15 protein-coding genes, 1 pseudogene and 1 riboswitch are annotated in these 18,628 nt (G+C 35.0%); of the genes and pseudogenes, 14 read left to right on the forward strand and 2 right to left on the reverse strand.

Features of this window, described 5'->3' with window-relative positions; translation table 11 throughout:
• Nucleotides 1-217 precede the first annotated feature (217 nt).
• From opp3b (HMPREF2846_RS04015) to thiC, 8 genes are all read left to right on the forward strand, one after another.
• On the forward strand, nucleotides 218-1,144 hold the full coding sequence (gene opp3b / locus HMPREF2846_RS04015) for an oligopeptide ABC transporter permease (RefSeq protein WP_023015802.1): 927 nt from the start codon (nucleotides 218-220) through the stop codon (nucleotides 1,142-1,144).
• Nucleotides 1,144-2,211, forward strand: a complete 1,068-nt coding sequence (gene opp3C, locus HMPREF2846_RS04020) for an oligopeptide ABC transporter permease (protein ID WP_002481941.1) — start codon at nucleotides 1,144-1,146, stop codon at nucleotides 2,209-2,211. The genes opp3b (HMPREF2846_RS04015) and opp3C (HMPREF2846_RS04020) overlap by 1 nt, the downstream gene beginning before the upstream one ends.
• 14 nt (nucleotides 2,212-2,225) lie before the next feature.
• Entirely contained in the window at nucleotides 2,226-3,308 is a 1,083-nt protein-coding gene (locus tag HMPREF2846_RS04025; RefSeq protein WP_002481942.1) for an ABC transporter ATP-binding protein, read from the forward strand.
• Entirely contained in the window at nucleotides 3,298-4,341 is a 1,044-nt protein-coding gene (locus HMPREF2846_RS04030) for an ABC transporter ATP-binding protein (RefSeq protein WP_002481943.1), read from the forward strand. The genes HMPREF2846_RS04025 and HMPREF2846_RS04030 overlap by 11 nt, the downstream gene beginning before the upstream one ends.
• A 13-nt stretch (nucleotides 4,342-4,354) precedes the next feature.
• The gene (locus HMPREF2846_RS04035) at nucleotides 4,355-6,022 is read left to right on the forward strand and encodes a peptide ABC transporter substrate-binding protein (RefSeq protein WP_070625808.1); all 1,668 of its coding nucleotides are present in this window, start codon (nucleotides 4,355-4,357) and stop codon (nucleotides 6,020-6,022) included.
• Between the two features lie 169 nt (nucleotides 6,023-6,191).
• Nucleotides 6,192-7,178: an MsnO8 family LLM class oxidoreductase gene (locus HMPREF2846_RS04040; RefSeq protein ID WP_070625810.1), complete on the forward strand. Its 987-nt coding sequence runs from the start codon at nucleotides 6,192-6,194 to the stop codon at nucleotides 7,176-7,178.
• An 18-nt stretch (nucleotides 7,179-7,196) separates the two neighbouring features.
• Complete coding sequence (locus HMPREF2846_RS04045) at nucleotides 7,197-7,808, forward strand: GNAT family N-acetyltransferase (RefSeq protein WP_083309969.1); 612 nt, start codon at nucleotides 7,197-7,199, stop codon at nucleotides 7,806-7,808.
• A gap of 89 nt (nucleotides 7,809-7,897) precedes the next feature.
• Nucleotides 7,898-7,996: riboswitch (TPP riboswitch) on the forward strand.
• 169 nt (nucleotides 7,997-8,165) lie between these two features.
• Nucleotides 8,166-9,911, forward strand: a complete 1,746-nt coding sequence (gene thiC, locus HMPREF2846_RS04050) for a phosphomethylpyrimidine synthase ThiC (RefSeq protein WP_057510794.1) — start codon at nucleotides 8,166-8,168, stop codon at nucleotides 9,909-9,911.
• A 66-nt stretch (nucleotides 9,912-9,977) separates the two neighbouring features.
• Here the strand turns inward: thiC and HMPREF2846_RS04055 are convergent, their stop codons facing one another.
• Nucleotides 9,978-10,265 (reverse strand): hypothetical protein, encoded by a 288-nt coding sequence (locus tag HMPREF2846_RS04055; protein ID WP_070625812.1) that lies wholly within the window; start codon nucleotides 10,263-10,265, stop codon nucleotides 9,978-9,980.
• 624 nt (nucleotides 10,266-10,889) lie between these two features.
• On the opposite strand from HMPREF2846_RS04055, the gene opp3b (HMPREF2846_RS04065) reads away from it, so the two are divergent.
• The 5 genes and pseudogenes from opp3b (HMPREF2846_RS04065) (at nucleotide 10,890) to HMPREF2846_RS04085 (ending at nucleotide 16,561) form a co-directional block, all read left to right on the forward strand.
• Nucleotides 10,890-11,819, forward strand: coding sequence for an oligopeptide ABC transporter permease (opp3b, locus tag HMPREF2846_RS04065; RefSeq protein WP_060803844.1), 930 nt, complete (start codon nucleotides 10,890-10,892; stop codon nucleotides 11,817-11,819).
• A pseudogene (opp3C, locus tag HMPREF2846_RS04070) lies at nucleotides 11,816-12,856 on the forward strand (oligopeptide ABC transporter permease). The gene opp3b (HMPREF2846_RS04065) and the pseudogene opp3C (HMPREF2846_RS04070) overlap by 4 nt, the downstream one beginning before the upstream one ends.
• A gap of 18 nt (nucleotides 12,857-12,874) precedes the next feature.
• On the forward strand, nucleotides 12,875-13,957 hold the full coding sequence (locus HMPREF2846_RS04075) for an ABC transporter ATP-binding protein (protein ID WP_057510798.1): 1,083 nt from the start codon (nucleotides 12,875-12,877) through the stop codon (nucleotides 13,955-13,957).
• Nucleotides 13,954-14,892: an ABC transporter ATP-binding protein gene (locus HMPREF2846_RS04080; protein WP_057510799.1), complete on the forward strand. Its 939-nt coding sequence runs from the start codon at nucleotides 13,954-13,956 to the stop codon at nucleotides 14,890-14,892. Before HMPREF2846_RS04075 ends, HMPREF2846_RS04080 begins: the two co-directional genes overlap by 4 nt.
• Before the next feature lie 46 nt (nucleotides 14,893-14,938).
• Nucleotides 14,939-16,561, forward strand: coding sequence for a peptide ABC transporter substrate-binding protein (locus tag HMPREF2846_RS04085; RefSeq protein ID WP_070625820.1), 1,623 nt, complete (start codon nucleotides 14,939-14,941; stop codon nucleotides 16,559-16,561).
• A 103-nt stretch (nucleotides 16,562-16,664) separates the two neighbouring features.
• Here the strand turns inward: HMPREF2846_RS04085 and trpS are convergent, their stop codons facing one another.
• Entirely contained in the window at nucleotides 16,665-17,660 is a 996-nt protein-coding gene (gene trpS / locus HMPREF2846_RS04090) for a tryptophan--tRNA ligase (RefSeq protein WP_002481950.1), read from the reverse strand.
• Between the two features lie 421 nt (nucleotides 17,661-18,081).
• Between trpS and spxA the strand changes: the two genes are divergently transcribed.
• The gene (gene spxA, locus HMPREF2846_RS04095; RefSeq protein ID WP_002481951.1) at nucleotides 18,082-18,480 is read left to right on the forward strand and encodes a transcriptional regulator SpxA; all 399 of its coding nucleotides are present in this window, start codon (nucleotides 18,082-18,084) and stop codon (nucleotides 18,478-18,480) included.
• The last annotated feature ends 148 nt before the right edge of the window (nucleotides 18,481-18,628 follow it).

Here is an 18,628-nt window from a genome sequence, read left to right on the forward strand (position 1 = left end):
TAAAGTTTTTTTAATAGAAATACAAGAAACAAAAAGCACGTAATCTATTGATATTGCTATATTTGTTACACATGTGTGACGGAACTTTTTGTTATAACATTTAAATTATTCAAAAAATTGTGTTGATTTTAAATGTAAAGTACCGATATACTAATATTAAAATATTTCTGATAATTAGAAGGGAATGTTTAATTTGAATCTATAAGGGGGATTGTCAATGCTTAGATATATACTCAAGCGTTTTGGGTACATGCTTATTTCTTTGTTTATCATTATGACTATCACTTTCTTCTTAATGAAATTGATGCCAGGTTCACCGTTTAATGATGCAAAGTTAAGCGCAGATCAAAAGGAGATTTTGAACGAGACCTACGGTTTGAATGATCCAGTCATTGTACAATATTTGCACTACTTAAAGAACGTAGTCACAGGAGATTTTGGGGTTTCATTCCAATATCATAACCAACCAGTGTGGGATTTAATTCAACCTCGTTTGATTCCGTCAATTGAAATGGGACTTGCGGCGATGGTCATCGGGATTGTTTTAGGATTGATTTTGGGTGTTGCAGCAGCAACAAAACAAAATACATGGGTGGATTACTCAGCGACAGTTATTTCAGTTATCGCTGTTTCAGTACCATCATTCGTATTAGCAGTATTATTACAATATGTGTTCTCAGTAAGATTAAGATGGTTCCCAGTTGCAGGTTGGGAAGGTATTTCAACAGCTATTCTGCCATCACTCGCACTTTCAGCAGGCGTACTTGCGACAGTCGCACGATACATACGAGCGGAAATGATCGAAGTGCTGAGTTCTGATTATATTTTACTTGCGAGAGCCAAAGGGAATTCAATGATGCGTGTGCTATTCGGCCATGCATTACGAAATGCATTGATTCCAGTTATCACAATCATCGTGCCGATGTTAGCTGGAATTTTAACAGGGACACTTACAATCGAGAATATCTTCGGGGTTCCAGGACTAGGGGATCAGTTCGTAAGATCGATTCAAACGAATGACTTCTCTGTCATTATGGCAACCACTCTTTTATTCAGTACGTTATTCATCGTATCGATTTTCATAGTGGATATTTTATATGGAATTATCGATCCGCGTATTAGGATACAAGGAGGTAAGAAATAATGGCAGAAGACAAAAAACAACACTTGCATGGAGATTACTCCAATGCAACGTTATCACATACGACAGATGGCGAGAATGCGCCTGACTTTATCTTAGTAGAACAAGATATTGATAAAGAACCAGAAATTCAACGTGAAAGTAAAAACTTCTGGCAAGATGCTTGGAGCCAATTAAGACGAAATAAACTTGCAGTAGTCGGGATGATCGGATTAATTTTAATCATCATCATGGCACTTGTCGGTCCTTTAATCAGCAGCCATGATTATGCTGAACAAGATGTAGACCGCAGAAACTTACCAGCAAAAATACCTGTCTTAGACAAAATACCTTTCTTACCGTTTGACGGTGTAGGTGCAGATGGCAAAGACGCATATAAAGAAGCTGGTGTGAAAGAGAACTTCTGGTTTGGGACAGACCAATTAGGTCGTGACTTATGGTCACGTACTTGGCAAGGTGCACAAGTATCATTATTCATCGGTGTTGTTGCCGCAGCACTAGATATCTTTATCGGTGTAGTTTACGGGGCAATATCCGGATTCTTTGGAGGACGAACAGATGACGTCATGCAGCGGATTATAGAAATCATCGCTTCTATTCCGAACTTGATTGTCGTAATTTTATTCGTATTGATTTTCGAACCTTCAATTTGGACAATTATTTTAGCAATGGCCATTACAGGATGGATTGGCATGAGCCGTGTTGTTCGTGGTGAGTTCTTAAAATTAAAAGGACAAGAATTCGTATTAGCATCACGTACATTAGGGGCTTCTAAAGGGAAATTGATTTTCCGTCATATTTTACCAAATACATTAGGAGCAATTGTTGTAACTTCAATGTTCACAGTACCAAGTGCAATTTTCTTCGAAGCATTCTTAAGCTTCATCGGTATCGGTGTACCAGCACCTAAAACATCACTTGGTTCATTAGTAAATGACGGACGCGCGATGTTATTGATTCATCCACATGAATTATTTATTCCAGCATTGATTTTAAGTTTATTGATTTTATTCTTCTACTTATTCAGTGATGGATTACGTGATGCATTCGATCCGAAAATGCGTAAATAAGGGAGGCAAAAAGGATGTCAGATAAAATATTAGAAGTAAACGACTTGCATGTCTCCTTTGATATTGATGCTGGAGAAGTGCAAGCTGTACGTGGTGTAGACTTTTATTTGAGAAAGGGAGAAACTCTTGCGATTGTAGGTGAATCAGGTTCTGGTAAATCAGTGACAACGAAAGCACTGACAAAACTCTTCCAAGGAGATGCTGGCCGAATTAAAAAAGGCGAAATTTTATTCTTAGGTGAAGACTTAGCACAAAAACCTGAAAAAGAATTAATCAAATTAAGAGGTAAAGACATCTCTATGATTTTCCAAGATCCGATGACGTCGTTAAATCCAACGATGCAAATAGGTAAACAAGTGATGGAACCTCTGATTAAACATCGTAACTATAGTAAATCACAAGCAAAAAAACGTGCGCTAGAGATTTTAGAAATGGTAGGTTTACCAAACGCGAAACAACGCTTTAAAGCTTATCCTCACCAATTCTCAGGTGGGCAAAGACAACGTATTGTCATTGCGACAGCACTTGCATGTGAACCAAAAGTATTAATCGCAGATGAACCGACAACAGCATTAGACGTGACAATGCAAGCACAAATTTTAGACTTGATGAAACGTCTGCAACAAAAAATTGATACATCAATTATTTTCATTACGCATGACTTAGGTGTCGTCGCAAATATCGCAGACCGTGTTGCAGTTATGTACGGTGGACAAATGATTGAAAGAGGAGAAATTGATGAAATATTCTATGACCCTCAACATCCATATACTTGGGGACTGTTATCTTCAATGCCTGACTTAGAAACAGGTAATGATATTGAATTAACAGCAATCCCAGGAACACCGCCAGACTTGTTGCACCCACCAAAAGGAGATGCATTCGCACCACGAAGTCAATATGCATTAGATATCGACTTTGAAGAAGAGCCGCCATGGTTCAAAGTATCACCGACACACTTTGTGAAATCATGGTTGTTAGATGAAAGAGCGCCGAAAGTTGAACCGCCAGAGCTTGTGAAACAACGTCAAAGAAAAATGGCGAATAAGTTTGATAAACCACAACGACAAGAGGGGGTGGCGTTCAATGAAGGATAATCGTGAACAAAAATTTAACGAATCAAATACAGCGCTAGAGCAACAAAAAAATATTGAACAAGAACAAAGGGAAACAGCTGAACAACGTCAACAAGAACCGTCACAAGAAGTGTTGCTTGAAGTTAATAACTTAAAACAATACTTTAATGTCGGAAAGCGTAATGAAGTTCGTGCTGTTGAAGGTATCTCATTCAAGATATTCAAAGGGGAAACATTCGGCTTAGTAGGAGAATCTGGTTGCGGAAAGTCAACCACTGGTAAAGCCTTAATTAAGTTGAATGATGCGACAGCTGGAGAAGTTTATTATGAAGGGGTTAACATACAAGATATTAAAAAGCGTAAAGATATGTTGAAATTCAATAAGAAAATCCAAATGATTTTCCAAGATCCATACGCTTCATTGAATCCGAGATTAAAAGTGATGGATATCGTTGCTGAAGGTATTGATATTCATAAATTAGCAAAGAATACGAAAGATCGTAAAAAACGCGTATATGACTTATTAGAAACAGTAGGTTTAAATAAAGAACACGCGAATCGTTATCCGCATGAGTTCTCTGGTGGACAAAGACAACGTATCGGTATTGCACGTGCTTTGGCAGTTGAACCAGAATTCATCATCGCAGATGAACCGATTTCAGCGCTAGACGTTTCAATTCAAGCACAAGTGGTCAACTTATTGTTGAAACTTCAACGTGAGAAAGGTATTACTTTCTTATTCATTGCCCATGATTTATCTATGGTGAAGTATATTTCAGATAGAATTGCGGTTATGCATTTCGGTAAAATTGTAGAATTAGGGACTGCGGATGAAATCTATAATCATCCTTTACATCCTTACACACAATCTTTGCTATCAGCAGTACCTCAACCAGATCCTGAAAGTGAACGTACAAGAACACGTATTGTCTATAAAGAAGATGCTGAAAAGAATGATGAACGTTCATTACAAGAAATCAATCCAGGACATTATGTCTTTGTGACAGATGAGGAAGCGCAAGAATTAAAACAAAGATTACAACAAACAGTGTAAGGGGGATAAAGCGATGAAGAAAAAATTAATTTCATTAGCCATGATGCTTGCTGCAGCAGCCCTCATACTCAGTGGGTGCAGTCAAGGCGGTGGTATTTATGATGATAAAGGGCAAGTGTATCGAGAAGTAATTTCTCAAGATATGAGTACATTAGATAGTGTATTAGCTTCTGATGAAGTTTCATTCAACACATATAACCAAGTATTTGAAGGTTTATATACATTGGATAGAGAAGATAAAATTCAGCCAGGTGTTGCTAAAGAAAAGCCGAAAAAAAGTAATGGCGGTAAAACTTTAACGATTGAACTTAGAAAAGATGCGAAGTGGTCAAATGGCGATCCAGTTACTGCACATGACTTCGTCTTTGCTTGGAGAAAAGCATTGAAACCTGAAACAGCATCTGAATATGCATATATTATGTATGATTTAAAGAATGCTCAGAAGATAAATGAAGGTAAAATGTCTCCCGATAAATTAGGCGTTAAAGCTTTAAATAAATATAAACTTCAAATTGAACTAACTAAACCGTTACCATATTTTGATCAAATGCTAGCGTTTGGTACATACATGCCACAAAATGAAAAAGTTGCGAAAAAGTATGGCAAGAGATATGGGACAACTGCTGACAAAGTTGTCTATAACGGTCCATTCAAAGTGAAAGAGTGGAAAGTGGAAGATAAAATTCTTTTAGAAAAAAATGAAGATTACTGGGACAAAAAAGCAGTTAAATTGGATAAAGTTAGCTATAAAATATTGAAAGACCAACAAGCAGGTGCATCTTTATATGATACAGGTTCAGCAGATGTTACGGAAATAACTTCTGAACAGGTAGATAAATACGAAAAGAATCCTGCACTGTTCAAAAGACTATTTGCTTCTACGTTCTTCTTGAAACTCAATGAAAAAGAACAAAAAGAATTTAAAAACAAAGATATGCGTTATGCAGTAGCACAATCTATCAACAAAAAAGATTACGTTGATACAGTCTTAAATAATGGATCTGCACCATTTGATGGCTTTACAGCTAAGAAAACAGCTATTCTTGAAGATGGTAAAGATTATGCTTCATTGGTAAAATCTCCATTGAAATATAATCCGAAGGAAGCTAAAGCACATCTTGAAAAAGCGAAGAAGGCTCTTGGTAAAGATGAATTCACATTCACTTTAAATACTCAAGATACAGCATCAGCAAAAATTTCAGCACAATTTATCAAGTCTGAAATGGAGAAAAACTTACCAGGTGTAACTGTCAATATTAAACAATTACCATTCAAACAGCGTGTCACAGCTGAATTATCAATGAATTATTCTATGTCTCTATCTGGATGGGGACCAGACTATCCAGACCCGATGACTTTCTTAGACATTATGACTACTGGAAATGCTCAAAACAATACAGATTGGGGCAGTAAACAGTATGATGATATGTTAAAAGAAGCTAATGGACCTTTATTAAAGAATCCAAAAGAGAGAATTAATAAATTGAAAGAAGCAGAAGAATTAATGTTGAAAGAAGCACCAGTTGCACCACTTTATCAACAAGGTAGAGCTTACTTGAAAAATCCACAAATTAAAGGTGTAGTTTATCACCAAGTTGGTGGTAGAGATTCATTGAAAACAGCCTACATCGATAAAGATATCGATAGAAAAACAGGTAAGAAAAAGAAAGATAAAGAGTAATAAACAAAGGGATAATTTTTCACACAATAAGGGGATTTAAATATTGAAACACGGTCAGTTTTGGCCGTGTTTTTCTTTATGCATAATTTAAGAAAATCGTAGTCTTTGACTTTATGTACGCTTAACCCTAGCATGACAAGTAAGAGAGACAAGAACAGGAGAGGGTTATATGTTGCCGGTCAGTATATTAGACCAAACGCCCATTACTAAAAATCAAACGTCACAAGAAGCTTTAAAACAAACGATAGAACTTGCGCAACTTGCAGATCAATTAGGATATACACGTTATTTAGTCGCAGAACATCATAATTTGAAAGATGTGATTGGAACATCTCCAGAAATCTTAACGATGCATTTATTGAATCAAACTAAAAATCTACGCATAGGTTCTGGTGGTGTTATGTTGCAGCATTATCATCCGCTTAAAATAATCGAACAGTTTCATTTAATGGATGAATTATCTAACCATCGTGTAGATTTGGCGGTAGGAAAAGCACCAGGAGGATATCCTAAGGTAACTGAAATCTTAAAAGAAGAGTTGAAAGAGCACTACTTTTCATTTGATGAGAAATTTGAGATATTGAATCGCTTGAACACTCAAAATTTTGATAATTCATCTAAATACGCAGGATTAAAAACGGCCAAACGTAAAAGTGAGATCTCAAGTGTACCTGTATATTTACTGGGCACGAGTTTAAACTCAGTAATACAAGCTGCAGAAGCTAAAGTTGGTGTCATCTATGCATTCTTTATTAACGCTGAACAAGAAGCGCTAGAGGAGGCTTTAGAGGCTTATAAATCACGCTTCCCAGAAGGACGCTTTATTGTAAGTATACCCGCTATGGTTACAGCAGTTGGTGATAATCAATTACCATTTCGATTTTCACAACGTCATTTTGAATTGATTTCTAAAGATGGCAGACGCACGGTTTTAAATACTAAAGCACAAGTTGATGATTATTTATCACAAACTGATGAAACATTTGAAGTGACAGAAAAACGTATGCATATTATTAGTGGAAATAAGGAAGAAGTCCAAAGCAAGTTAGATGAAATTAATAGGAAGCATATGATTGATGAGTGGATGTTGCACATGCCGATTCCAAATCATAAATTGCGTATGAATACAGTAAGACAACTTGCACCAACAAACTAGAAAAAAGGAGCGCTACGCGTGAATGATACTATAAAAATAACTTCAGCATCACGTGATTTTGATCAAGCTGGACATTTAAGCTATGTCGCGATTGGTGATATGTGTCATGCGATGTTAGGGAGTCAGAATGACCGATTAATTGAACACTATATGCAGAAAATGTATCGCAAGAAAAAGAATCGCTTCAGCTATGAACATACACTTCAAGCAACGATTAATGATAAAGTAGCAGGGTTGATGACATGTATGCCATATCGTGACTTAGAACGAAGTTTAGTTTCGACAGTCATTCAAATTGCTTTGTTAAAACACATTTTTGTGTTTCCGCATATTTTGAATTATTATCAATCTATCTTGTCATTAATTCGTATGCAAGAAGGTAAAGATGATGAGTATCATGTCAGTATGTTATCTGTTTCATCCGAGTTTCAACATAGAGGTGTCGGACAAGCTTTGTTGGAAGAAGCGGAACATAAAGCTAAAGCAGCAGGATTTAATAAGATTTCACTAACTGTAAATCAAATCAATTACAAAGCAAATGCTCTATATCAAAAGTTAGGTTATGAAAAAGTGGGTGAAGCAAAGGCCTCAATGATTACATTAAATAGAATGAGAAAACACTTAACTTAATAACATAACTATGACTTTTAAAATGTGATACCGCACATTGACTTGTATAATAGATTGTTGAATGTTAGTATAAAAATGTAAATTAAATATCTCATTGCTAGGGGTGCCGAAATGGCTGAAAGATATACCATCAACCCTTTGAACCTGATCTAGTTAGTACTAGCGTAGGGAAGCGTACATAGATGATTAAGAAACAGAAATTCAATATGACGATAGATGGACATAGAGATATGTTTATTTTTAGTTGTATATGTATAAAATCCTTACGCATTCATAAAATTATGAATGCGTTTTCTTATTTGTCTTGTCTTGATGTTTTATAGGCCTCCTAGCAATGATGCAGGGAGGAATTATTTTATGAAACAAGAAGAAATTGAATTGAAAAAAGGTTTTCCAGCAAGCAGACGTGTCTTTAAACAAGGGGCAGATGAAGATATTCGTGTGCCGTTTCGTGAAATTGAACTCAGTGATACGGTGACAGATTACAGCACACAAAAGAACGAACCTCTTACAGTGTATGATACAGCGGGTGTATATCACGAAGAAGGTTATGAAGTAGACGTCCAAAAAGGTATTCCGAAATTACGTTCTAACTGGATTGAAGCGCGTGAAGATATAGAAGTATATGAAGGACGTAAGGTGCAATCGATTGATAATGGCTTTAAAAAAGAAGGTCATCATAAATTCGTTGAAACGCCATTTAAATATCAGCCTAAACGTGCGCAAGAAGGTAAACGTGTGACACAAATGTATTATGCAAAACAAGGTATCATCACAAAAGAAATGAAATTTGTGGCTGCGCGTGAAGGTGTCGAACCAGAATTTGTCAGAGATGAAATTGCGAGAGGTCGCGCAATTATTCCTAATAACGTGAACCATCCTGAATCTGAACCGATGATTATTGGTAAAAACTTTCAAGTAAAAATTAATGCGAATATCGGTAATTCTGCAGTGTCTTCATCGATTGAAGCGGAAATTGAAAAATTAGTATGGGCCACACACTGGGGTGCAGATACAATTATGGATTTATCTACAGGTAAAAACATTCATGCGACACGTGAATATTTATTAAGAAATTCACCTGTTCCTGTAGGTACAGTTCCAATTTATCAAGCATTGGAAAAAGTAAATGGTATTGCAGAAGATTTAACATGGGAAATCTATCGTGACACATTAATTGAACAAGCAGAACAAGGTGTAGACTACTTTACTATCCATGCAGGTGTATTACTACGTTATGTTCCATTAACTGTTGATCGTTTAACAGGTATTGTTTCTCGTGGAGGTTCTATCATGGCGCAATGGTGTTTAGCGCATCACGAAGAAAGCTTCTTATATGAACACTTTGATGATATTTGTGAAATCTTAAATCGTTATGATATTGCGGTCTCTTTAGGAGATGGATTAAGACCAGGTTCAATTTATGATGCGAACGATGAAAGCCAAATTTCAGAATTAAAAACATTAGGTGAATTAACGGATATCGCTTGGAAACATGATGTTCAAGTTATGATTGAAGGTCCAGGACATATTCCAATGCATAAAATCAAAGAAAACCAAGATTTAGCAGATTTTTACTGTAAAGAAGCACCGTTCTATACATTAGGACCACTTACAACAGATATCGCACCAGCTTATGACCATATCACATCTGCCATCGGAGCAGCACAAATCGCAAGTCATGGTACCGCAATGCTTTGTTATGTTACACCTAAAGAACACTTAGGTTTACCAAATAAAGACGATGTACGTGAAGGTGTAATTACTTATAAAATTGCAGCACATGCGGCAGATTTAGCGAAAGGCTTGAAAGGTGCATCAGAACGTGATGATGCAATTAGTAAAGCACGTTTTGAATTCCGTTGGATTGACCAATTCAATTTATCTTTAGATCCAGAGCGTGCGCGTGAATATCATGATGAAACCTTACCAAAAGAGTCAGCAAAAGTTGCACACTTCTGTAGTATGTGCGGACCTAAATTCTGTTCAATGCGTATTTCTCATGATTTACGTCAACATCATTTTGATGAGCAAGAAAGACAAGATGCGATGAAAGAAAAAGCGAAAGATTTCGTAGAACAAGGCAGTAAGATTTATCAATAATTAGAAGCAAACTAATAAAGATAGCACCAGTACAAGAAAATTAATGTACTGGTGCTGTTTTTTTACTTATAGCTCATGGAAAACCGCAATAAAAACTGTACCGATATAAAAAGTCAAACTCGCGTAAATCCAAAAGTAATTCGTACCGATAGATTCAGCACGTTGTTGAGCATTATGAAAGAACGGAAGGTTACCGTTTTTAATCAATGAAACACCCACAAAGAATGCAAAAACGATAAAGGAACCAATAAATAAAATTGTGTTAATAACCATATCGTAATGTACAAAAAGACTATACCCCACATAAATTGTTGCTGCGATACAAGCTACTGTTCTTATTATTGTAGAAAGCATGTGCTACACCTCTCATTCATCTTATATCATTATTATATAACATTTAAGTTAATAGAGGCATTACTATTTAGATTGTTCAAGGCAAGAAAGATAAAATAAGAAATGCTTTTCTAAATCAATGAGAATGAAATAAAGCAATAAAAATAGTAGCAATAAAGAAACTAAGACTGATTAAAATCCAAAAGTAATTAGGTTTTCTAATTTGAGAGACTTTCTTGTAATGATCAAACAAGGTATCAGGTGTTTTAGATTGTTTCTTTTTACTGATTTTTGAATTAAATCGACTAAAAACGTAGTTAAAAAGGTGTAAGGAACCGTTAAAAATCAATGGTTTTATAACAAGTAAAGCAAATAATAAAAATGAACATACGAATAAAAGAGAATTAAGTGATTCATTAAAATAGACAAACAAGCTAATCAAACTATATGCAATTAAAATAATTGAGATTGAAATTTTATAGATTTTTGGTTGCAAAGCCAAGCCACCTCTTCGATATGATATGCAATTATTATAGTGTATTTTTATTACTAATGAAATAAAAATCTTTATTGCACTAAACCAAGAAAGTGGGTATAATACGCTTATCAAAAGATTCAGAAAATACAAGCGAGAGAGTGAACAACATGATTAAGTATATACTACAAAGAATCGGCTTTATGGCCATCACGCTTTTTTTAATTATGTCTATCACATTTTTCTTAATGAAACTGATGCCAGGATCTCCGTTTAACGATGAAAAACTGAGTGCTGCGCAGAAAGCAATTATTAATGAAAAATATGGTTTGAACGATAGTTTGCCTGTTCAATATGTACATTATTTAGGAAAAGTAATCAAAGGAGATTTCGGAGTATCTTTTCAATACGATAATAAAGAGGTTTGGTCTCTTATACAACCCCGTTTAGGGCCTTCAATGGAAATTGGATTGTATGCCATGATTGTTGCTGTAATATTCGGTATCTTATTCGGATTGATTTCGGCATTTAAAAAGAATACATGGATTGATTATACATCTACTGTTATTACAGTATTTGCCATTTCGGTTCCTGCTTTTGTACTTGCTGTATTGCTGCAATATTTCTTGGCAGTGAAATTAGCAATTTTCCCAGTTAGTGGATGGACATCATTAGAGTCTGCTGTATTACCGACTGCTTCGTTAGGACTAGGATTGATAGCAGTTATTGCTAGGTATATCAGATCAGAAATGATTGAAGTATTGAGTTCTGATTATATTTTATTAGCAAGAGCTAAAGGGTTATCAGAACCAAGAATTTTATTTGTGCACGCGTTACGTAATACTTTAATTCCACTTGTAACGGTTGCAATTCCAATGTTAGCCAGCGTTTTAACAGGAACGCTTACAATTGAAACAATTTTTGCCATACCAGGTATTGGTGATCAATTTGTAAGATCAATTCAAACTAATGATTATCCAGTTATTATGGCATTGACATTATTATTCAGTTTCTTATTTGTCGTTTCAATTTTTGTTGTAGATATTCTTTATGGCATTATCGATCCACGAATCAGAACACAAGGAGGTAAAGAATCATGACGCAATTATCATCAGAGACTAAGTCATCAAATGAACTAAAGCGTGTTGATTTATCAAAGTTCAGATTCAGAACGATTGATGTGAACGATATTGAGAAAAATGAAAGAGAATATCATTCGACAGCTAAGCATGTCTGGTTGCAAATTCGTAAAAATAAAGCAGCTTTTTACGGCATGATCGGATTAATCATACTCGTATTATTTGCACTAATAGGGCCACTTGTTAGTTCATATACGTATTATGAACAAGATACAAACAGTGCCAATTTACCACCTAAAATTCAAGGTTTAGATAAAGTGTCATTTTTACCATTCGATGGTAAGGATGCGAGCGGTCGTGATTTATATGCAGAACAACATGTTGAAAAATACCATTGGTTCGGTACAGATAATTTAGGTCGCGATATTTGGACGAGAACATGGAAGGGTACACAAATTTCAATCTTTATCGGTTTAGTAGCCGCTTTTATGGATGTCACAATCGGAGTGACCTATGGGGCGATATCAGGTTATCTTGGCGGTAAAACAGATTTATTCTTACAACGTTTAATTGAGATATTAAGCTCGATTCCTAACTTGATTGTATTGATTTTATTTGTGCTTATTTTTGAACCATCGATATGGACTATCATTTTAGCCATGAGTGTGACAGGTTGGATTGGGATGAGTCGTATTACACGTGGTCAATTTATGAAATTAAAAAATGAAGAGTTTGTATTAGCTGCACGCTCTTTAGGCGTTTCAAATTTAAAAATTATTTTCAAACATATTTTACCGAATGCAACTGGAGCAATCATTGTAACCTCTATGTTCACAGTACCAAGCGCAATTTTCTTCGAAGCATTTTTAAGCTTTATCGGACTTGGTATCCAAGCACCACAAGCTTCTTTAGGTTCTCTTGTGAATACTGGTAGATAGTTCTTATTAACATTCCCGTATCAATTGTTTATTCCGGCGATTGTTTTAAGTCTATTAATACTTTGTTTCTATTTGTTTAGTGACGGAATTCGAGATGCATTTGATCCTAAATCAGAATAAACATCAGGAGTGTAACATATGAATAAGATATTAGAAATCAAGAATTTATATATAGATTTTCATTTAGACAATGGCGTTGTTCAAGCCGTTCGTAATGTAAGCTTGGATTTAGAAGAAGGGGAAACATTAGCAATTGTAGGGGAATCAGGTTCTGGTAAATCTGTATTAACAAAAGCTATTACAAAATTATTGCCACCAAGAATAGCTAAAATCAAAGAAGGCAGTGTTATTTTTGAAAATAAAAATCTTGTTGATTTAACGAATAAAGAACTGCAATCAATTAGAGGTAAAGAAATCTCAATGATTTTCCAAGATCCAATGACAGCATTGAACCCAACAATGAAAATTGGAAAGCAAATCACCGAATTATTAAAAGTTCATAAAGGGATAGGGCATAACGAAGCCAAACAAGAAGCTATCAAAGTACTTGAAAGCGTGGGTGTACCTAATGCGGAGAAACGATTTAATTATTATCCGCATCAATTTTCAGGTGGGCAACGTCAACGTATTGTTATTGCAATGGCATTAATATTAGATCCTAAAATCATTATTGCGGATGAACCGACAACCGCTCTAGATGTATCAGTTCAAGCAAAAATATTAGAACTATTTAAAGCATTACAACAAGAATATAAAACTTCCATCATCTTTATTACTCATGATTTAGGTGTTGTTGCGAATGTTGCGGATAAAGTAGCGGTAATGTATGCAGGTGAAATTGTAGAATATGGCACAGTGAATGAAATATTCTATGATCCAAAACATCCGTATACATGGGGATTATTAGGTTCAATGCCGCATTTAGAAACTGATAAGTCTGTTAAATTAGCCTCAATTCCAGGTTCGCCGCCAGATTTAATGTTCCCACCGGTGGGTGATGCATTCGCAAGACGAAGCGACTATGCGATGGACATTGATTTTGAACAAGCACCGCCAACATATCAATTCAGTAAAACACATTATGCTAAATCATGGTTATATCATGAAGCAACACCAGCATTTGAAGTGCCTGATGCAGTTAAAGTGTTGAATGAAGAGTTTGAAGAAGAGACTTTTGAAAAACCTTTACTTCTTCAAGTAGAGGAGGAAAGCAAAGCATGACAGAGCCAATTTTAGAAGTGAAACATGTCAAAAAGTATTTTAATATCGGTAAACCGAATGAAGTGAGAGCGGTTGATGATGTCAGCTTAACGGTTTTTAAAGGAGAAACATTCGGACTTGTTGGTGAATCAGGTTGTGGGAAATCAACACTAGGTAGAACGATTATGCATTTGTATCAAGCAACAGATGGTGAAATTATCTTTGAAGGTAAGGATTCTCAAAAAATAAAATCACGAAAAGAAAAATTGGAATTCACACAGAATGTCCAAATGATTTTCCAAGATCCATATGCTTCTTTGAATCCTAGATTTAAAATTATCGATATTATCTCGGAAGGGTTAGATGTACAAAAGTTACATCAATCAAAAGAAGAAAGAAAACAACGTGTGTTTGAACTGCTTGAATTAGTAGGTCTTAATAAAGAAAGTGCTTATCGTTATCCGCATGAATTTTCAGGTGGGCAACGTCAACGTATCGGTATTGCACGTGCCTTAGCAGTGAATCCTAAGCTTATTATTGCTGATGAACCTATTTCAGCATTAGACGTTTCTATTCAAGCTCAGGTGGTTAACTTGCTTCAAGAGCTTCAAGAAAGCATGGGATTAACAATACTATTTATTGCTCATGATCTATCTATGGTCAAATACATTTCGGATCGTATTGGCGTGATGTATAAAGGTAAAATTGTTGAACTTGGAGATGTGGAAGAAATTTACAAAAATCCGCTTCACCCATACACAAAATCTTTATTATCAGCTATTCCGATTTCAAATCCGAATATTGAACGCCAAAGACAAATAATTGAGTATCATCCTGAAGATGACAGCAACATTGGCTTTAAACGCTCTGAAGCGTTGAAATTATATGAAGTGAAAGATAAACATTTTGTTTATTGTACTGAAGAAAAAGCGAAAGCATTAGCACAACAACTCTAGTATATTAATTCATTAATATAAATTACATCAGAAAGAAGGAAACAACATGAATAAGAAAGCTAAGATAGCTACTGGTATTCTGTCGTCGCTTTTAGTATTGACAGCATGTTCTAGTGGCGGAGGCAACGCAGGTAAAGACGAAAAGACATTGAAAATCGCGGAATCAGCAGATATCCCGACATTAGATCCATCAAAAGCGACTGACGCTGTTGCATTCACACAATTCGAACAAATTTATGAAGGCCTTTATAAAGTAGGTAAAGGAGATGAAATTATCCCTGCACTTGCGAAAGGCGAACCTAAAAAATCAGATGATGGTAAAACATGGACAATTAAACTTCGTGACGATGCAAAATGGTCTAATGGTGATCCTGTTACAGCTGATGACTTCGTATATTCATGGCGTAGAACTGTAAACAAAGACACAGCTGCTGAATATGCTTACATGTTCGAAAACATTAAAAATGCCAAAGAAATTACTGAAGGTAAGAAAAAAGTAGAAGAACTTGGTGTTCAAGCAGTAGACAAACACACATTGAAAATTGAATTGGTTAAAGACTTACCATATATGAAAGCTTTATTAGCATTCGGTAGTTTTTTACCTCAAAATGAAAAATTCGTCAAAGACCATGAGAAAAATTATGGTACAACTGACAAAGATGTTATCTTCAACGGTCCATTCAAATTGGAAAATTGGAAAAATGAAGACTCTTGGGACTTAGTTAAAAATGATAAATACTACAACAAAGACAAAATCAAATTAGAAAAAGTTCACTATAAAGTTGTTAAAGAAGCACAAACAGCAGTGAATATGTTTGAATCTAAAGATTTAGATTATGTAAGAAGTTTAACACCTGAAAACATCAAAAAATATAACGGCAACAAAAACTATAAAACAACACCTGAATCAGCTGTCTTCTTCTTAAGAGTCAATGAAACTAAGAATAAAGACTTAGCAAATGAAAACTTAAGAAAAGCTATTGCGAAATCAATCGACAGAGAAACATTCGTTAAAAAATTATTAGACAATGGTTCTGCAGCGACTGATAAATTAACAACAAAAGGTATCGTTAAAGAAGATGGTCGTGATTACACTGATGGCGTTAAATCATCTTTAAGCTATGATGCTAAAGAAGCAAAAGCATACTATGAAAAAGCTAAAAAAGAATTAGGTAAAGATAAATTTGAAATTGAATTCTTAACATACGACAAAGATAATGCAATTACTGAAACAGAATTTATGAAAGCACAAATCGAGAAAAACTTACCTGGTGTGACTTTAAAAATCAAACAATTACCATTCAAACAAAAATTAAAAGTAGAATCTGAGAAAAACTATGACATTTCATATGCTGGTTGGGCTCCTGACTATCCAGATCCAACAACATTCTTAGATTTATTCAAAAAAGACAGTCCACACAACCAAACTGGTTATGCTAGTGATGAATATGATGGTTTATTAGAAAAAGCTAACTCTGATACAGCGCTTAAAAATCCTGCTGAACGTTTAAAAACTTTACAACAAGCAGAAGATAAAGTATTAGAAAGTGGTAACGTTGTACCATTGTATCAACGTGGTCTAGCTCAACTTTTAAGAACTAATGTAAAAGGATTAGAAAATCATCAAGTAGGTCCTGATTACAGCTTAGATAAAGTAGAATTGAAATAATTGAATAAATAAGATTAAGCACTGTTACTTTTTTAGTAATGGTGCTTTTCTTATGAATAAAAAAACAAGCACTCACAAGAGCACTTGTTCAATAGGTCACTATTTATCTTTTGCGTTTACGGCCTAAGCCCATCGCATTTTCCATTTTTTGTAATGTACGTGAAGAAGCTTTAATAGCTTTGTCTCGACCAAGATCTAAGATTTCATCTAGTTTATCTGAATGGTAGTAATCGTTATAGCGTTCTTGGAATTCTGTTAAGAAGTTTTTAACGACTTCTGCTAAATCACCTTTAAAGTCGCCATAACCTTTGCCTTCATAACGTTTTTCAAGGTCTGAGAATGATTCGTCAGTTAGGCTTGAATAAATAGAAAGAAGATTGCTGATACCTGGTTTATTATCTTTGTCATATTTAATGATACCATCTGAGTCAGTTACAGCACTTTTGATTTTTTTAGCTGCTGTATTTGGATTGTCTAATAAAGAGATGTAGTTTTTTGTATTATCATCACTTTTACTCATTTTTTTAGTAGGGTCTTGAAGACTCATGACACGACCACCGATTTTCGGCATACGTACTTCTGGTTTTACTAAGACATCGTTGTAGCGGCTGTTGAAGCGGTCTACAAGATTTCTTGTTAATTCAAGATGTTGTTTTTGGTCTTCGCCGACAGGTACGATATTCGTATTGTAAAGTACGATATCAGCTGCCATAAGTGGCGGATAAGTTAAAAGACCAGCAGGGATACCTTCTGTTTGTTTAGATGATTTATCTTTGAATTGTGTCATACGTTCTAATTCGCCTACAGAAGAAATAGTTGTCAGCATCCATCCTGCTTGAACGTGTGCAGGAACCTCTGATTGAATAAATAATGTTGATTTTTCTGGGTCGATTCCTGATGCTAAGTAAATTGCGGCTAATTGACGGATGCGCTCACGCAATTTCAGTCTGTCCTGCGGTACTGTAATCGCATGTTGATCTACGATGCAGAAGAAACAATTATAATCATCTTGGACTTCACTGAATTGTTTAAGTGCACCGATGTAGTTGCCTAATGTTGGAATTCCACTTGGTTGAATTCCTGAAAATAGAGTTTCCATTTAAGATGCCCACTTTCTTACGTAATATAGTAATGGTTTCATTATAGCAGTATTTTAAATATTTGTAATGTGTGTTAAAATATAGATGTAGCTAAATTTTTAACCTCATACCCGTGTGGCATTTTATATTCAAAATATTGAAAAGCTATCGTCATTTTAGCTATTCGATCTCAAGAATTCGGTATGTTTTAAATTTTCTATAAATAATCCCTTTTTTCTCATTTAATTTTAATGTTGAAAGGGTATACTTTAATCATAGAGTTAAGAGAAGGAAATTTTAACGTGTAGACAAAGTTTAAGTTGAAAGTAACACGAGTTATTTGGACATAGATGAGTACTGCGTTTTGATTTTAGATAAATTCCTTAACTAAATCAACAAAATCAATGAATTTAATTCATGATAAATAGGAGAGTGAGATGTATGGTAACACTATTCACATCACCAAGCTGCACATCTTGCCGTAAAGCGAAAGCATGGTTACAAGAACATGACATTCCGTATACGGAGCGTAACATTTTTTCAGAACACTTAACAATTGATGAAATTAAACAAATCTTAAAAATGACAGAAGACGGAACAGACGAAATTATTTCAACTCGTTCTAAAACATATCAAAAACTAAACGTGGACATTGATTCATTACCACTACAAGAATTATATACAATTATTCAAGATAACCCAGGCTTATTACGTCGTCCGATTATCTTAGATGAAAAACGTTTACAAGTTGGTTATAACGAAGATGAAATTCGTCGTTTCTTACCAAGAAAAGTGCGTACGTTCCAACTACAAGAAGCGCAACGTATGGTAGACTTATAGGATTTAAAATCCAATTAAATGAATGTGAGGGGCTGCAGTGCAAAAGTACTGTGGCTTTTTGCATGTAATAAAAAAGATCAACTACTGATATAAGTAGTTTTTATAGAGTGTTTTCAGGGAATATGTTATTATAATAGGCCAACGGTAG

Origin of the sequence: Staphylococcus sp. HMSC056G08 (assembly GCF_001812305.1) — a bacterium.
Taxonomy (GTDB): domain Bacteria; phylum Bacillota; class Bacilli; order Staphylococcales; family Staphylococcaceae; genus Staphylococcus; species Staphylococcus simulans.

Bases quoted from the DNA above. Each gene is read 5' to 3' on its own strand.
- HMPREF2846_RS04040 (WP_070625810.1), top strand. From the start codon at position 6,192: ATGTTGCCGGTCAGTATATTAGACCAAACGCCCATTACTAAAAATCAA.
- thiC (WP_057510794.1), top strand. From the start codon at position 8,166: ATGAAACAAGAAGAAATTGAATTGAAAAAAGGTTTTCCAGCAAGCAGA.
- HMPREF2846_RS04030 (WP_002481943.1), top strand. From the start codon at position 3,298: ATGAAGGATAATCGTGAACAAAAATTTAACGAATCAAATACAGCGCTA.
- trpS (WP_002481950.1), bottom strand. From the start codon at position 17,660: ATGGAAACTCTATTTTCAGGAATTCAACCAAGTGGAATTCCAACATTA.
- opp3b (WP_023015802.1), top strand. From the start codon at position 218: ATGCTTAGATATATACTCAAGCGTTTTGGGTACATGCTTATTTCTTTG.
- HMPREF2846_RS04080 (WP_057510799.1), top strand. From the start codon at position 13,954: ATGACAGAGCCAATTTTAGAAGTGAAACATGTCAAAAAGTATTTTAAT.
- opp3b (WP_060803844.1), top strand. From the start codon at position 10,890: ATGATTAAGTATATACTACAAAGAATCGGCTTTATGGCCATCACGCTT.
- HMPREF2846_RS04075 (WP_057510798.1), top strand. From the start codon at position 12,875: ATGAATAAGATATTAGAAATCAAGAATTTATATATAGATTTTCATTTA.
- HMPREF2846_RS04035 (WP_070625808.1), top strand. From the start codon at position 4,355: ATGAAGAAAAAATTAATTTCATTAGCCATGATGCTTGCTGCAGCAGCC.
- HMPREF2846_RS04085 (WP_070625820.1), top strand. From the start codon at position 14,939: ATGAATAAGAAAGCTAAGATAGCTACTGGTATTCTGTCGTCGCTTTTA.
- spxA (WP_002481951.1), top strand. From the start codon at position 18,082: ATGGTAACACTATTCACATCACCAAGCTGCACATCTTGCCGTAAAGCG.
- HMPREF2846_RS04055 (WP_070625812.1), bottom strand. From the start codon at position 10,265: ATGCTTTCTACAATAATAAGAACAGTAGCTTGTATCGCAGCAACAATT.
- opp3C (WP_002481941.1), top strand. From the start codon at position 1,144: ATGGCAGAAGACAAAAAACAACACTTGCATGGAGATTACTCCAATGCA.
- HMPREF2846_RS04025 (WP_002481942.1), top strand. From the start codon at position 2,226: ATGTCAGATAAAATATTAGAAGTAAACGACTTGCATGTCTCCTTTGAT.